We start from the raw sequence: 15387 nt of genomic DNA on the forward strand, positions 1-15387 counted from the left end.
CGCCGGGGGCGGCCCCCACGACCGGGGCTACCGGGCTACCGAGGCAGTTCGATGACGAAGCTGGCGCCGGGCTGGTTGTCCGGGCGGCCCTCGCAGCGCAGGCGGCCGCCGTGCCGTCCGACGATCGATTTCACCAGCGCCAGTCCCAGCCCCACGCCGCCGTCCCGCTCGCTGGCGCCGGGGAGCCGGTAGAAGGGTTCGAAGATCCGCTCGCGCAGCGCTTCCGGCACACCCGGGCCGTGGTCGTTCACCCGGATGCGTGCCCAGCTCCCGATCGTCTCGAGCTGCACGCTGATCTCGCCCGCGCCGTAGCGCCGCGCGTTCTCCAGCAGGTTGCGGATCGCGCGGCGCAGCAGCCGCGGAACCCCTTGCACGGCCAGGCTGTCGCTGTGCGTCCCCTCGGCCAGGTCGAGTTCGGCGTCCATCCGCGCGCATTCCTCGGCGGCCAGGCCGGTCAGGTCGACCGTCTCGACCGTGCCGACGTCCACCTCGCTCACATCGAGCCGGCTCGCCAGCAGGATCTCGTCGATCAGCTGGTCCAGCTCGCTGATGTTGCGCGAGATCTCGCGCCGCGCGCTCGGGTTCGGCTGGTCGCCCATCAGCTCCAGCCCCATGCGGATGCGCGTCAGCGGCGAGCGCAGCTCGTGCGATGCATTGGCCAGCAGCGACTTGTGCGAGCGCACCAGCGTCTCGATGCGGCCTGCGGCGGCGTTGAAGCGGCGCGACAGGTCGGCCACTTCATCCTGACCTTCTTCCGGCACGCGGGCCGACAGATCGCCGTCGCCCCAGCGCTGCACGCCGCGCTGCAACGCCTCCAGCCGCTGCGTGAGGCGCCGCACGATCGGGAACAGCGCGACCGCGACCGCCAGTCCGACGATGCCGAGCATCCAGAGGTAGCCGGTCTGCGGACGCGACCAGGGCGGTGGGCCGCCGCCGCGATCCTCGCGTTCGCGCGGCCCGAACTGCATGGTCACGCGCTGTCCGCTGTCGAGCGTGATGTCGAAGCGCAGTCCTTCGCCCGGCCGGCCCACGCGCATGGCGGTGCCGGTGCCGAGCGACTGGCCGTTCGGGTCGGTCAGCGTCACGTCGCGCGGCACCGGCTGCGAGCGCTCGTTCTCCACCGCGACGCGCCAGGCGAACCCCGCCGCAAAGGTCAGCGCCGCCACGCCCAGCAGCACCGCCACCCAGATGCGCACATACAGATGCCGTGTGAAGAGTCCGATCATGGGCGAGCCTCGGGGTGCGTCATCTCTAGTCTTGCTGCTTGGCGAAGACGTAGCCGACGCCGCGCACCGTCAGGATGCGCTTCGGGTTCTTCGCATCGACCTCGATCGCGGCGCGGATGCGGCCCATGTGCACGTCGATCGAGCGGTCGAAGGCCTCCAGTTCGCGACCGCGAACGGCTTCCATGATCTGGTCGCGCGTCAACACGCGGCCGGCGCGTTCGGCCATGGCGACCAGCAGGTCGAACTGGTAGGACGTGAGTTCGGCCGAGGTTCCGCCGACCGTCACGGTGCGGGCGTTGCGGTCGATTTCCAGCGTGCCGAAGCGCATCACGGTGATGGTCGCCGCCTCGCTGCTCGTCTCGCCGCGTCGGCGCAGCACGGCGCGGATGCGCGCGAGCAGTTCGCGCGGTTCGAAAGGCTTGGGCAGGTAGTCGTCGGCGCCGATCTCCAGGCCGATGATGCGGTCCATCGGGTCACCCTTGGCGGTCAGCATCAGCACCGACACCTTGGCCAGCGCGCCGGGCAATGCGCGGATGCGTCGGCACAGGTCGAGACCGTCGATGTCGGGCAGCATCAGGTCGAGGATCACCAGGTCGGGGGCGTGCTGCTGCAGTTGCTCGAGGCCGGACATGCCGTCGGCCGCGTGGCTCACGCCGAAGCCCGATTGCGTGAGGTATTCGCTGACCATCTGCGCCAGGCGCGCATCGTCTTCGATCAGCAGGAGTTGGGGGGTGGTCATGACGGCCATGATTGCGCGTGGCCGGCAAGGCGGCTTGAACGCTCCGTAAAGTTGGGGTAAACCAAGGCGTCGCCGAAGCGCCCCACGGGGGCGATCAGGCGGCTTCGAACAGCATGGTGCCAGATCGCGCGGCGGTTTTCGACGTCGGCATGGTCTGGCGCAGCAGCGCTTCGAGTGCGCTCGCGTCCGGTGCCGGCCGGCAACCGGCGGCGCGTTGCAGGATCTCGCCGGCCAGCGCGCGCAGCAGCCCGGTCGATGCCTGGATGCGCGCCTTGAAGCCGGCATCGTCCAGCGTGTCGGCCAGGCTGCGGTTCAGCTCGGCGAACCAGGGCAGCGAGGCCTGGTCGAGCAGCACCGCCGGATTGGCCTTGTCGCTCACCGCCGACCAGGCCCGCAGGAAGCGCTGCACCTCCACGTTGAGCTGCCGGCAATGCTGCAGTTCTTCCCGCAGCGCGCCGAGCGCGGCCACGTCGGTCAGGCGCTTCTGGAAGAAGATCTGCGAGAGCACGCCCCAGTAGTAGGTGTAGTCCCAGATGATCTTCACCGGCAGCACCTGCGGGTCGCCGAACAGCGCGTACTGGTCCTGGTAGAGCGTCAGGGTGCTGTCGTAGAACGAGTGGTAGAGCTGGTCGTAGAGCTGCGCGCGGGCCTCGATCGAACGCCCGTTGCGGTCGTGCGCGATCAGGTCACAGATGTAGGTGTTGCCGATGGCGATGAAGTCGCTGCCCGGCGAATAGAACGGGTCCAGGAACAGGCCGGCCTCGCCGGTCAGCGCCCAGCGCTGGCCCGAGAACACCTGCTTGCAGCCATAGGAGAAGTGGCGGAAGAACGCGAAGTCCTGCAGCAGCGCGCGCTTGCCGTCGAGCGCGTCGAACAGCCGCGGCTGGTACGTTCTGAACCAGTCCATCGCCTTGTCGAAGCTGTCCATTGTGTCCAGCGGATGGAACTTCGGATCGGCCACGATGCCCACCGAATGCGAGCCCGAAGCCAGCGGAATCAGCCAGACCCAGTAGCCCGCACCGACCAGGTGATTGGTCGACAGCCAGCGCGCCTTCGGCTCGCAGCGGTTGCGCCAGGCCGGGTCGTCGCTCCAGTCGTCGAGCGCGATGCGTTCGCCGATGCGGAACCAGACGGCGTTGACGTCGTGCGCGTTCGGCTCGGCCAGCCCGAGCTTGCGCTTGAGCAGCCCGGCACGGCCGCAGGCGTCGACCAGCCAGCGCGCCGAGGCCTCGTGCGTCTCGCCGTCCTGCGTCCAGCTCAGGTGGTGCGGCTGCTGCGGCTGTTGCGCAGGGTCGGCCAGCGTGATCTGGCGCACCAGCGCATGGTCGACGAACTGCACGCCGCGGCGCTTCGCCTCCTCGGCCAGGTAGTTCTCGAAGATGCCGCGATCGATCTGGTAGCTCGGGATGTGGAGCGCCCGGCTCACGCCGATCTCGGTGACCTGGTCGATGTCGTGCCGGCCTTCGCTGAAGAAGAAGCGGAAGCCGAACTTGCGCAACTGGTCCTGCTGCATGTGCGGCTTCAGGCCCAGCACGGTGTCGAAGTAATGCGCGCCGATCTCGACCGACGACTCGCCGACCTTGTGCGCCGCGTGCGGCACCGGGTGCGCGCGGCGCTCCAGCACCAGTACGTCGATGTCGGCGAACTGCTGCTTGAGTTGCAGCGCGAGCGTCAGGCCCGCGAGGCCGCCGCCCATGATCACCACGTCGTGCTGTCGTTGCGTGGCGATCGTCATGGTTCAGTCTTTTCTGGCGGGCTGCAGCCGGAGCGACAGCGTGGGAGAGAGGGACAGGTGGATCGGCGAAGAATCCGGCGCCGCGTCCGATGCGGCTGCGAGCCGCTCGAACAGCGGCAGCGCCCGTGCCATCGGATTGCCTTTCAGCAACGCGGCGGCATCGGACCGGGTCGCGGTCTCCGCCGTGGCGCCGTCGCCTTCGCTGTCGACCAGCGACCAGTCGAACGATGCCACGGTGCGTTCGGTGCGCGCCGGTGCGAGCACCATCGCGACGGCCAGCAGCCCGTTGCTGTCGGTCACGGAGGACAGCGCGCCGACGGCCGGCATGTCGTAGCCCACGAGCAACACGGCCTGCGCGTCGGCGGCGCACTGCACGGCGGCTTCGAGCAGGCCGATCGCGAAGCTGCGCTCGTAGCCCGACACCGAGTTGCTCGCCTGCATGCAGCCGGTGCCGATGGTCCAGTAGCCGACCGCGGCGTTGTGCACCGAGTTGTGGAACTTGATCGGCGACAGCAGCGTCGGCTCCTTGGCCAGCGTGCTGCACATGTAGTCGTTGATGCCCAGGTCGCCGTGCGCCGAGATGAAGACGCAGGGCAGGTCCTTGGCCTCGCGGCCCGCGCCGGCGACCGCCGCGCTCGCCACTTCGAGCGCCAGCGCGACGGTGTCCGGTGCGCGGCGCCGTTCGGCCGGTGCCAGCAGTTGCGGCGCCGGCCGCCTGGCGGGCGGATCGGCCGGTGCGCCCTGGCCGATGAAGGCCGCGCGTGCCGCCTCCCAGCCGGGCAGCAGCGGCGACCAGAGGGCCGGGCCTTCGATGTGGAGCGTGCGCGCAGTCGTCATGTCTTGCCGAAAATCAGGGCGCAGTTGTTGCCGCCGAAACCGAAGGAGTTGCTCAGCGCGCGGCGCACGTCGCCACGCGCCGGTGCCAGCCGGATCTGCGGGCCGCACGCCGCGTCGGGCTGCGTGGTGTTCACGGTGCCGGGCATCAGGCCGGTCTCGATCGCGAGCAGGCTGACCACCGCTTCCACGATGCCGGCGGCGCCGAGCGTGTGGCCGGTGAAGCCCTTGGTCGAACTGGCGTGCGTGGCCGCCGGAAAGCGCCGTGCCACCAGCGCGCCCTCGACTTCGTCGTTCTTGGTGCTCGCCGTGCCGTGCATGTTGATGTAGTCGATCGCGTCTGCCGCCATGCCGGCGCGCGCCAATGCGTCGTCGAGCGCGCGCTCGGCGCCGAGGCCTTCCGGATGCGGTGTCGACATGTGGTGCGCGTCGCTGGCTTCGCCGTAGCCCAGCAGCTGCAGTTGGCCAGGCGTATCTGCCGCACCGGCATCGGCGCGTTCGAGCAGCGCGAAGCCCGCGGCCTCGCCCAGGCTGATGCCGTCGCGGGCCGCGTCGAACGGCCGGCAGGGTTGCGGCGACACCAGTTCGAGCGAGTTGAAGCCGTACAGCACGCTGCCGCACAGCGTGTCGACACCACCGACCACGGCGGCGTCGACCAGCCCCAGGCGGATCAGCCGCTCGGCCGATGCGAAGGCCTTGGCGCTGGACGAGCAGGCGGTAGAGATGGTCTCGCACGGTCCGGCCAGGCCCAGCGCGTCCTGCACGAAGAGCGCGAGCGAATGCGGCGTGTGGATGTCGGGGCGCCGTTGCGCCGCAGGGAAAAAGCCGTCGGCGTCGAGCTGGGTGTAGGCCAGCTCGGTTTCGCCGATGCTGGAGGTCGAGGTGCCGAGGATCAGCGCGATGCGCGCCGGGCCGTAGCGTTCGCGCAGCGCCGCGACGGCGTCCATGAAGCCGTCGGCCTGCAGTCCCAGCCAGGCGAGCCGGTTGTTGCGGCAGTCCCAGTGCGCGAGCGGCGCGGGCAGCCGCAGGTCTTCGAGCCCGTCGACCCGGCCGATCCAGGTGGTCAGCCGTGGCCGACCCGGGCCTTCGTCGCCGAAGTCGTTGAGCCGCAGGCCGCTGCGGGACTGTGCGAGCGCATCGACCAGCGCGGCCTTGCCGGCACCGACGGCCGATGTCGCGGTGTAGGCGCGGATGGGAAGGGGCGGAATGCGGGAGGGCACGAATGAATGGTGGGGAAAGAACGGAAAAGTGGAGAGGGCCGGCGCCGGGTGAGCGCGAGCCTACCAGCGGAAATGGCGCGCGCACGTCGGCATTCTTCGACAGCGCGCGCCGCGCCGGCGAGCGAATCGGCTCAGCGCAACCGGCGCTGGGCCAGCGCGACCAGCACCAGCACCGGCAGCCCGAGTGCCGCCGTCGCGATGAAGAAGCTCACGTAGCCGTAGGCGTCGACGAAGGCGCCCGAATAGCCGGCGATGAACTTCGGCAGCAGCAGCATCAGCGAGCTGAACAGCGCGTACTGCGTGGCCGAATAGCTGATGTTGGTCAGGCTCGACAGGTAGGCGATGAAGGCGGCCGACGCGATGCCGCCGGCCAGGTTGTCGGCCGACACCACCAGCACCAGCATCGTCATGTCGTGGCCGTGCAGTGCGAGCCAGGCGAACAGCAGGTTGCTCGCCGCACTGAGCACGGCGCCCAGCATCAGCACGCGCATCACGCCCAGGCGCATCGACAGCACGCCGCCGACGAAGGCGCCGACCAGCGTCATGATCACGCCGAACACCTTGCTGACGGTCGCGACCTCGTCCTTGGTGAAGCCCATGTCGACATAGAACGGGTTGGCCATGATGCCCATCACCACGTCGCTGATCCGGTAGATCGCGATCAGCGCGAGGATCAGCGCGGCTTCCCAGCGGTAGCGGCGGAAGAAGTCCGCAAAGGGCTCGATCAGCACCGCCTGCAGCCATTCGGCGGCATTGCGGGCCTTCGGCGATGCGCGCTGCGCGGGCTCGGCCGACAGCAGCACCGTCAGCACGCCGACCGCCATCGAGGCGGCCATCACCAGGTAGGCGACCTTCCAGGCGTTGTCCTGATAGCCGGCCGTTCCCGCGACCTCCGCCCAGGCGGCGACCCAGAGCACGCCGGCGCCGGCCCAGATCATCGCGAGCCGGTAGCCGGTCTGGTAGGCCGCGGCCAGCGCAGCCTGCTTGCGCGTCTCGGCGGATTCGATGCGGAAGGCGTCGAGCGCGATGTCCTGCGTGGCCGAGCCGAAGGCGACCAGCAGCGCGCACCAGACCAGCGGCGGCAGCCCGGCGCGCGGGTCGTTCAGCGCCATGCCGATCAGCCCGGCGACCACCAGCGCCTGCGCCAGCAGCAGCCAGCTGCGCCGGCGGCCGAGGGCACGGGTGAGCAGCGGGATCGGCAGCCGGTCGACCAGCGGCGCCCAGACCCACTTGAACGCGTAGACCAGGCCGACCCAGCTCAGATAGCCGATCGCGGTGCGCGCCACGCCGGCCTCGCGCAGCCGGAAGCTCAGCGTGCCGAGCACCAGCAGCAGCGGCAGGCCGGCCGCGAAGCCGAGCGCCAGCATCCGCAGCGTCGCGGGTTCGAGGTAGACCCGCAGCGCATCGCGCCAGCGCAGGGAAGGGGAAGCGTCGGCGGCGGGAGGTGTGGACATTGCGGGCAAATCGTGGCGGCCTGCTTATTATTCCCGCATGTGTTTCCTCTGCGGACCCGATGCCGATGTATCACGTGGCGGCCGCCCCTGGCAGGCCCGCCGCGCCTTCCTGCTGGCGGCGGCCGGCAGCGCGGCGCTGCCCGCGCTGGCGCAGGTCGACGTCGGCCGCGCATCGGTCGCGCGCAACTTCGTGTCGGCCGACAACATCGAGCGAGCCGGCACTCAGCAGTACGGAGAATTGATGTCGCAGGCCAGGGCGAAGGGCGCGCTGGCGCCGCCGGGCAATGCGCAACTGCAGCGGCTGCGCGCCATCGCGCAGCGGATCATTCCTTTCGCCGCCCAATGGAACCCGCGCGCCGCCCAGTGGAAGTGGGAGGTGAACCTGATCGGCAGCAAGCAGATCAACGCCTTCTGCATGCCGGGCGGGAAGATCGCCTTCTTCACCGGCATCCTCGACCAGCTCAAGCTCACGGACGACGAGGTCGCCATGGTCATGGGCCATGAAATGGCGCATGCGTTGCGCGAACATGCGCGCGCCCGGATGGCGAAGAACGCGGGCACGGGCGCGGCGCTGTCGATCACGGCGCAACTGCTCGGACTCGGCCAGGTCGGCGACATGGCGGCGCGTGCGGGCACGCAGCTGATCTCGCTGCAGTTCAGCCGCAGCGACGAGTCCGAGGCCGATCTGGTGGGGCTGGAACTGGCCGCCCGGGCCGGCTACGACCCGCGTGCTGCCGTGTCGCTCTGGACCAAGATGGCGGCGGCCTCGAAGAACCAGGGCGGCTTGAGCTTCCTGTCGACCCACCCGAGCGGCCCCGACCGCATCCGCACGCTGCAGGCCAACGTGCCGAAGGTCGAGCGGCTGTACCGCGACGCCAAGCGCTGAGGCGCCGGACCGGCCGCCCGCAGGCTCAGCCCACCCGCATCAGCACGATCACCGCGTAGACCAGCACGGACAGCCCCAGCAGACTGAAGCCGACGGTGCGGCGCCGGTTGGTCTGCACCCAGAGGATCACGCCGGAGATCGACAGGAAGATCAGGCTGCCGGCCAGCGTGTCGACCAGCAGGATCCAGGGGACCGACATGCCGGTGCCCTTGTGCATGTTGGTCAGCGTCGCGACGAAGCCGTTGCTGGTGCTGGTGACCGCGACCGAGCGGTTGCCGGCCCAGTACTCGGCCTGCACCGCCGCATGGGGGCCGCCGAAATTGAAGGTCCAGCGCGCCGGCTGCATCAGGCGCGGTGCGGCTGCAGGCGCCGGCGCGGTCGTCGCTTCGGGCGATGCTGCGGGTGCCGCGTGAGTGCCGGCCTCGGCCTTGCCGCCCGGCGTCTTCTCTGTCTTCTCGGTCCAGGCCACGGGGCGGGCGGGCTCGACGCGGGTGTTGTTCGGCGGGCCGTCGAGTTCGAGTGCCTTCTGCAGCCATGCCGCCATGGCTTCCGGTGTCGCGGGCGCCGGATCGGGCAGGGCGAGCTGGCTGTTGGCGCGTGCCTGCGTGACCGCCGGCAGCTTGAGTACCGCGCGGTGGTTCAGCCAGATCCCGCTGAAACCGAAGGTCAGGCCGAGGATCGCGCCCCAGAGTCCGAACCAGCCGTGCGTCTTGCGGACCCAGCGCACGAAGGCGGCGCGACGATGGTGCGGATGTGGCGCGGCGGTGCGCACCGGCGGTGCAGTCGAGGTCGGAACGGCGGCCATCAGGAGGCGCTCCGCGAAAGGAAAGGCGGGGGCTGGATCGTCAGATGCATCGGTGGGGCGGGTAGGAAGGCGGCGCATTTTCCGCGCGCTGCGCAAGCGGGCAAACCAGAGGTCGCATCGCATATTAGATGCGAATGGATTGCATTGTCTTTTACTCGCCTAAGCATGACGGGCTGCGGCGCAACCGCATCGGCGCATGGCCTGGCGCGTGCGACTTGGCATGTGCAGCCGCTGGCACGCCGCTTGCATCTCAACTTGTACACAAGACAGGATGCTTGACGATGGTGCATGAAACGACTTCCGCAGCGCCAGGCGATTCCACCGCCTGGATTACGAAGATCGAGCCGCCCATGGCGAATTCCAACGCCATGCGCAGCGGCCCGCTCGCCGGCCTCCGCTTTGCGGTCAAGGACAACATCGACGTGGCGGGCGTGCCCACCACCGCGGCCTGTCCGGCCTTCACCTACCAGGCCGGCGCCCACGCACAGGTGGTGCAGCGCCTGCTCGATGCCGGTGCGGAACTGGTCGGCAAGACCAATCTCGACCAGTTCGCCTGCGGCCTGAACGGCACGCGCTCGCCCTACGGCCCGGTGCCCAACAGCTTCGACCCACTCTATGTATCCGGCGGCTCCAGCTCGGGCTCCGCCTGGGCGGTGGCGACCGGCGCGGTCGACTTCTCGCTCGGCACCGACACCGCCGGCTCGGGCCGCGTGCCGGCCGGCCTGAACAACATCGTGGGCATCAAGCCGACCAAGGGGCTCGTCAGTGCGCGCGGCGTGGTGCCGGCCGCGCAGAGCGTCGACTGCGTATCGATCTTTGCGCGCACCGTCGACATCGCGGCGCGCGTGCTGCAGGCGGCGATGGGGCCGGATGCCGGCGACCCCTACTCGCGCACGCTCGCGCTGACCACCGCGCCGCTGCCGGTGCGGCCGCGTGTCGGCGTGCCGAACCGGCTCGACTTCTTCGGCGACGCGCAGGCCGAGGCGGCCTTCGCGCAGTCGCTCGACCAGCTCGAGGCATTGGGCGCCGAGCTCGTGCCGATCGACTACGCGCCGCTGGCCGAAGCGGCGGCGCTGCTGTACGAGAGTGCGCTGGTGGCCGAGCGCTATGCCGCCGTGCGCGGCTTCTTCGACATGCACGAGCACGAGGTGATCGAGCCGGTGCGCAGCATCCTGGCGCGCGGCCGCGACTACAGCGCCGCGGACTTCGTCGATGCACAGACCCGGCTGCGCGCACTCGGCCAGCGCGCGGCGCCGATGTGGCAGCACATCGACGTGCTCGCGGTGCCGACGGCGCCGGCCAGCTACACGATCGCGCAGATGCAGGCCGACCCGGTCGCGCTCAACCAGAACCTGGGCGCGTACACCAACTTCGTGAACCTGCTGGACTACGCCGCGATCTCGGTGCCGACCTGCCTGCGTGCGGACGGCCTGCCTTTCGGCATCACCCTGGTCGGCCCCTGCGCCAGCGACTTCCAGCTGGCCGAGCTCGGCCAGCGCATCCACCACGCCAGCGGGCTCACGCTCGGCGCCACCGGCCAGGCGCTGCCCGAGCCCGTCGCCTTGCCGCTGGTGAAGCCGACCGCCACGGTGCAGGTCGCCGTGGTCGGCGCCCACCTGTCGGGCATGCCGCTCAACGGCCAGCTGACCGAGCGCGGTGCCGTGCTGCTGCGCGAGACGCTGACCGCGCCCGAATACCGCCTCTTCGCGCTGCCCGGCACCGTGCCGCCCAAGCCCGGCATGGCGCGCGTGGCCGCCGATGGGGCGTCGCTGATCGTCGAGGTCTGGGAAATGCCCGCCACCGCCTACGGCTCCTTCGTCGCGCTGATCCCCGCACCGCTGGGCATCGGCACGCTGAAGCTGGTCGACGGCAGCAGCGTGCAGGGCTTCGTCTGCGAGTCGCTGGCACTCGACGGCGCCGAGGACATCACGCACCACGGCGGCTGGCGCCGCTACATCGCTTCCCGCCAGGCCGCTTCGGCCTGAGCCGTCCCTTTCACCCGTTCCGCTTTCGACATCACACAGGAGTTGCTTCATGGATACCCAGGAAAAAACCTTCCCGAGCGCCGCCGCACGGCCATCGCGCCGCCAGCTGCTGCAGACCGGCGCCGCCGGACTCGCCGTGCTGGCTGCGCCCGCGCTGGTGCGCGCCCAGTCGATGCCGAAGATCCGCATCGGCTTCTGGCCGGTCGCGGCCGGGCTGCCGTTCTTCGCGGCCGTCGACAAGGGCTACTTCAAGGAAGCCGGCCTCGACGTCGAGCCGCTCAAGTTCGCGGGCGCGCAGCAGGTGATGGAAGCCATGCTCTCGGGCCGTTCTGACGGCAGCGCCAACGGCACCGGCTCGGCCAACCTGGCGATCGGCGAGATCGCGCAGCCGGGCCTGTTCAAGATCTTCTGCACCAATCCGAGCAACGCCAAGTTCGTGCTCGACGAGTTCATCGTCGCCAAGGACAGTGCGTTCAAGACCATGGCCGACCTGAAAGGCAAGAAGGTCGCGTCGGGCCCCGGCATTCAGAACGTGACGCTCGCCAAGACCATGCTGGAGCGCGCGGGCGCGACCGGCGCGACGGTCAGCGAACTGCCGATCGGCCAGCACGTCGCCGCGCTCGTGGCCGGCCAGGTCGACGCCTGCTACACGCTGGAGCCGACCGGCACCGTCGGCCGCATGAACGGCACCACGCGCGTGCTCGAGGCCGGCGTCGTCGCCAAATACATCCTGGGTGACCCGATGGCACCGTGGCATGGCGGCGCCGCCAGCCTGACGACCGAGTTCATCAAGAAGAACCCCGAGGCGACGAAGAAATTCATTGCCGCCTATGCGCGCGGCGTCGAGCTGGTGCGCACGCAGCCCGACGACGCACGCCAATACATGAAGGGCTACACCGCCATCGAAGGCGCACTGACCGCCGAAGTGCCGCTGGCCTCGTACATGCTCTACAACGAGTTCAAGCCGAGCGACGTCGCGTACTTCCAGAAGTTCTACGACCTGTTCACCGACAAGGGCATCTTCGAGAAGAAGGTCGCCGTCGACGGTCTTCTCTACAAGGGCTGAAGCATGAGGCCCGCCCCCAGGCTGCGCGCACTGCGTGTCGCTTCGCCAACCCCCTCGCGGGGGCGATACCAGCGGCCCGGCAAAGCCGGTTCCGCGGTATCCCTGAAAGAACCCAATCAGAAGGAGTACCGACATGGCTGAAGCGGCCGCCCCCGTAACCAAGCCCTGGACGCCGCCCGCGGCCAACGCATCGACCGCTGCGCCCAAGCCACCGCTGTGGGACAAGCTGCTGCCGGCGATCGGGCCGATCGTGCTGTTCATCGTGTGGGACCTCGTGGTCCGGCTGGGCTTCATCAAGCCCATCCTGCTGCCCGCGCCGGCCGACACGGTGGCCACGCTCATCACCGGACTGGCCGGCGGGCCGTTGCTCACCGACTTCGCGGTGACGGTGTGGCGCACGGTGCAGGCCTTCGTCATCGCCGCGGTCATCGGCGTGCCGCTGGGCGTGCTGCTGGGCAGCAACGAGAAGCTGTACCGCAGCGTCGAGTTCCTGATCGACTTCTTCCGCTCCACCCCGTCGTCCGCGCTGATCCCGCTGTTCCTGCTGATCTTCGGCGTGTCCGACATCAACAAGATCGCGATCGCGGCCTTCGGCGCCTTCCTGATCGTGATCTTCAACAGCGCCTATGGCGTGATCAACGCGCGCAAGCAACGCGTGATGGCCGCCAAGGTGATGGGGGCGTCGCGCTGGCAGGTGTTCAAGGACGTGCTGATCTGGGAGAGCCTGCAGCCCAGCTTCGTCGGCCTGCGCTCCGCGGTGTCGATGGCGCTGGTGATCGTCATCGTGGCCGAGATGTTCATCGGCTCCGACGCCGGCCTCGGCCACCGCATCATCGACGCGCAGCAGGTGCTCAACGTCAAGAGCATGTATGCCGCGATCCTGGCCGCAGGTGCGCTGGGCTATGCCCTGAACATCCTGTTCCTCATTGCAGAACGCAAGATCGTTCACTGGTCTGGAAGGTAATCGCCATGTCCGCAGTCCTCAACGGCCCGGTGTACGCCGACGTGCCCGCACCCGTCTTCGCGCCCGGCCCGGCCGGCACGCACATCACCATCCGCGGCCTGACCAAGTACTTCGCGGGCTGGCCGCTGTACGAGAACTTCGACCTCGACATACCGAAGCACAAGATCGTCTCGGTGTTCGGGCCCAACGGCTGCGGCAAGAGCACGCTGATCAACATGATCGCCGGGCTCATACCGATCGACTCCGGCGAGATCCTGTTCGACGGCAAGAGCCTGAAGGACACCAAGATCGGCTACGTGTTCCAGAACTACCGCGAGGCGATGTTTCCGTGGATGCGCACCATCGACAACATCGCCTATCCGCTGAAGCTCGAAGGCCGCAGCAAGGCCGAGGTGGACCGCCGCATGGCCGAGCTCGTCGCGTCCTTCGACGTCAAGTTCGACCTCAACCGCTTTCCGTACGAGCTGTCGGGCGGGCAGCAGCAGACCGCGTCGATCATGCGTGCGCTGGCGCCCAACCCCGAAGTGCTGTTCCTCGACGAGCCCTTCTCGGCACTCGACTTCGAGATGACGCTGTTCATCCGCGAGAAGCTGCAGGAGGTCTTCATCCAGACCGGCACCACGATGCTGCTGGTCTCGCACGACCTGGAAGAAGCGGTCTACCTGGCCGACGAAGTGCTGCTGCTGACCAAGCGGCCGACCAAGGTGGCCGAGATCCTGAAGTACGACGACGCACGCCCGCGCACGCTGGAAACGCTGAGCTCGGCGAGCTTCGTGGCGATGAAGAAGTTGAGCCTCGAAATCTTCCAGAGGGAGGTGCGGAGGTGACGCCCGCGCAGACCGAAACCTACGTCGATGCCGCCGCCGCCGCGCTCGGCCTGCCGCTGCGGCCCGACCACCGGCCCGGCGTGCTGCGCTTCTTCGCATTGGCCGCCGAGATGGCCGCGGTGGTCGAGGCCGTGCCGCTCGGCGCGCATGCCGAGCCCGCGGTGAGCTTCGTGCCGGTCGGCCCGAAGGAGAAAGAAGCATGAGCGCCGCATCGGCTGATGCCCTGCTGTTGAAGGACGCGGCGACGATGGCCGAAGCGGTGCGCAGCGGCGCGGCGAGCGCCGTGTCGCTGGTGCAGGCGAGCCTCGACCGCATCGGCGCCACCGAGGGCCGCATCAACGCCTTCACCGACGTCGTGCACGAGCGTGCGCTGCGCCGCGCGGCGCAGGTCGATGCATCGCTCGCCTCCACGGGCGGTGCGCGCACCCGCGAGCTGCCGCTGCTGGGCGTGCCCTTTGCCGTCAAGAACCTGTTCGACATCGCCGGCCTGCCCACGCTGGCCGGCTCGAAGATCGAGCGCGAGGCCGAGCCCGCGCGCGGCGACGCGGCGCTGGTGCGCCGGCTGGAGAGCGCGGGCGCGGTGCTGGTCGGCGCGCTCAACATGGACGAGTACGCCTACGGCTTCACCACCGAGAACAGCCACGTCGGCGCGGCCCACAACCCGCACGACCTCACGCGCATCGCGGGCGGATCGTCGGGCGGCTCGGGCGCCGCGGTGGCGGCCGGGCAGGTGCCGCTCACGCTGGGCTCGGACACCAACGGATCGATCCGCGTGCCGGCCTCGCTGTGCGGCATCTTCGGGCTCAAGCCGACCTTCGGCCGGCTGCCGCGCACCGGCAGCTACCCGTTCATCTCCAGCCTCGATCACCTCGGCCCGTTCGCGCGTTCGGCGCGCGACCTGGCGCTCGCCTACGACGCGATGCAGGGCCCCGAGACCGGCGATGCGCGCGACCCCGGCTGCGCGCAGCGCGCGGTCGAACTCACCATGCCGCAGCTCGCGCACGGACTGGGCGGCCTGCGCATCGGCGTGCTCGGCGGCTACTTCCGCGAGCGCGCGATGCCCGAGGCGCTGAGCGCGGTCGACCGCGTGGCCGAGGCGCTGGGTGCGCATCGCACGGCGGAACTGCCGATGGTGGAGGCCGGCCGCGCCGCCGCGTTCCTGATCACCAATTCGGAAGGCGCCGCGCTGCACCTGCCCGACCTGCGGCGCCGTCCGCAGGACTTCGAACCGCTCTCGCGCGACCGCTTCCTGGCCGGCGCGTTGATCCCGGCCGCCTGGGTGGCGCGCGCCCAGCGCGTGCGCCGGCTCTACGCCGAGCAGGCCGCGAAGCTGTTCGAGCGCTTCGACATCCTGCTGGCGCCGGCCACGCCCTGCGCCGCCACGCCGATCGGCGCGGAATGGTTCGAGATCAACGGCCAGCGCCTGCCGGTGCGGCCCAACATGGGCGTGCTCACGCAACCCATCTCGTGCATCGGCTTGCCGGTGTGCGCGGTGCCGGTGTGGGGCGCGCATCCGAGCCTGCCGGTCGGCGTGCAGGTGATCGCGGCGCCGTGGCGCGAAGACCTGGTGCTGCGCGTCGCCGCGGCGCTCGAGGCGGCGGGCGTGGCGCAGGCGCCGGTCGCGGCACTGAAGTGATGCAGGAGGA

At 69.7% G+C, this 15387-nt stretch carries 14 protein-coding genes; 7 read left to right on the top strand and 7 right to left on the bottom strand.

Annotated elements, in window-relative coordinates:
* Positions 1-35 precede the first annotated feature (35 nt).
* From AC07PZ_RS30020 to AC07PZ_RS30045, 6 genes are all read right to left on the bottom strand, one after another.
* A complete protein-coding gene (locus tag AC07PZ_RS30020) occupies positions 36-1226 on the bottom strand; it encodes a sensor histidine kinase (protein WP_495298840.1) in 1191 nt (396 codons plus the stop codon).
* A gap of 25 nt (positions 1227-1251) precedes the next feature.
* Positions 1252-1974, bottom strand: a complete 723-nt coding sequence (locus tag AC07PZ_RS30025) for a response regulator (protein WP_495298841.1) — start codon at positions 1972-1974, stop codon at positions 1252-1254.
* 85 nt (positions 1975-2059) lie between these two features.
* A complete protein-coding gene (locus AC07PZ_RS30030; protein ID WP_495298842.1) occupies positions 2060-3700 on the bottom strand; it encodes an NAD(P)/FAD-dependent oxidoreductase in 1641 nt (546 codons plus the stop codon).
* Between the two features lie 3 nt (positions 3701-3703).
* A complete protein-coding gene (locus AC07PZ_RS30035) occupies positions 3704-4537 on the bottom strand; it encodes a beta-ketoacyl synthase chain length factor (RefSeq protein ID WP_495298843.1) in 834 nt (277 codons plus the stop codon).
* The gene (locus tag AC07PZ_RS30040) at positions 4534-5754 is read right to left on the bottom strand and encodes a beta-ketoacyl-[acyl-carrier-protein] synthase family protein (RefSeq protein ID WP_495298844.1); all 1221 of its coding nucleotides are present in this window, start codon (positions 5752-5754) and stop codon (positions 4534-4536) included. The genes AC07PZ_RS30035 and AC07PZ_RS30040 overlap by 4 nt, the downstream gene beginning before the upstream one ends.
* Before the next feature lie 131 nt (positions 5755-5885).
* Positions 5886-7208, bottom strand: a complete 1323-nt coding sequence (locus tag AC07PZ_RS30045) for an AmpG family muropeptide MFS transporter (protein WP_495298845.1) — start codon at positions 7206-7208, stop codon at positions 5886-5888.
* 37 nt (positions 7209-7245) lie between these two features.
* On the opposite strand from AC07PZ_RS30045, the gene AC07PZ_RS30050 reads away from it, so the two are divergent.
* Positions 7246-8094, top strand: coding sequence for a M48 family metallopeptidase (locus AC07PZ_RS30050; protein ID WP_495298846.1), 849 nt, complete (start codon positions 7246-7248; stop codon positions 8092-8094).
* A 25-nt stretch (positions 8095-8119) separates the two neighbouring features.
* On the opposite strand, the gene AC07PZ_RS30055 is transcribed toward AC07PZ_RS30050, so the two are convergent.
* A complete protein-coding gene (locus tag AC07PZ_RS30055; RefSeq protein ID WP_495298847.1) occupies positions 8120-8899 on the bottom strand; it encodes a PepSY-associated TM helix domain-containing protein in 780 nt (259 codons plus the stop codon).
* A 281-nt stretch (positions 8900-9180) separates the two neighbouring features.
* Between AC07PZ_RS30055 and atzF the strand changes: the two genes are divergently transcribed.
* The 6 genes from atzF (at position 9181) to AC07PZ_RS30085 (ending at position 15377) form a co-directional block, all read left to right on the top strand.
* On the top strand, positions 9181-10884 hold the full coding sequence (gene atzF, locus AC07PZ_RS30060; protein ID WP_495298848.1) for an allophanate hydrolase: 1704 nt from the start codon (positions 9181-9183) through the stop codon (positions 10882-10884).
* A 49-nt stretch (positions 10885-10933) separates the two neighbouring features.
* A complete protein-coding gene (locus AC07PZ_RS30065) occupies positions 10934-11950 on the top strand; it encodes an ABC transporter substrate-binding protein (RefSeq protein ID WP_495298849.1) in 1017 nt (338 codons plus the stop codon).
* Positions 11951-12083: 133 nt separating this feature from the next.
* Entirely contained in the window at positions 12084-12914 is an 831-nt protein-coding gene (locus AC07PZ_RS30070) for an ABC transporter permease (RefSeq protein ID WP_495298850.1), read from the top strand.
* A 5-nt stretch (positions 12915-12919) separates the two neighbouring features.
* Positions 12920-13741 (top strand): ABC transporter ATP-binding protein, encoded by an 822-nt coding sequence (locus tag AC07PZ_RS30075; protein WP_495298851.1) that lies wholly within the window; start codon positions 12920-12922, stop codon positions 13739-13741.
* Entirely contained in the window at positions 13738-13944 is a 207-nt protein-coding gene (locus AC07PZ_RS30080; RefSeq protein ID WP_495298852.1) for an AtzG-like protein, read from the top strand. The genes AC07PZ_RS30075 and AC07PZ_RS30080 overlap by 4 nt, the downstream gene beginning before the upstream one ends.
* Positions 13941-15377 carry an AtzE family amidohydrolase gene (locus tag AC07PZ_RS30085; RefSeq protein ID WP_495298853.1) on the top strand — a complete coding sequence of 479 codons (1437 nt, stop codon included), beginning with the start codon at positions 13941-13943 and terminating at the stop codon, positions 15375-15377. Before AC07PZ_RS30080 ends, AC07PZ_RS30085 begins: the two co-directional genes overlap by 4 nt.
* The last annotated feature ends 10 nt before the right edge of the window (positions 15378-15387 follow it).

The organism is Variovorax sp. GW821-FHT10B04, assembly GCF_059415645.1.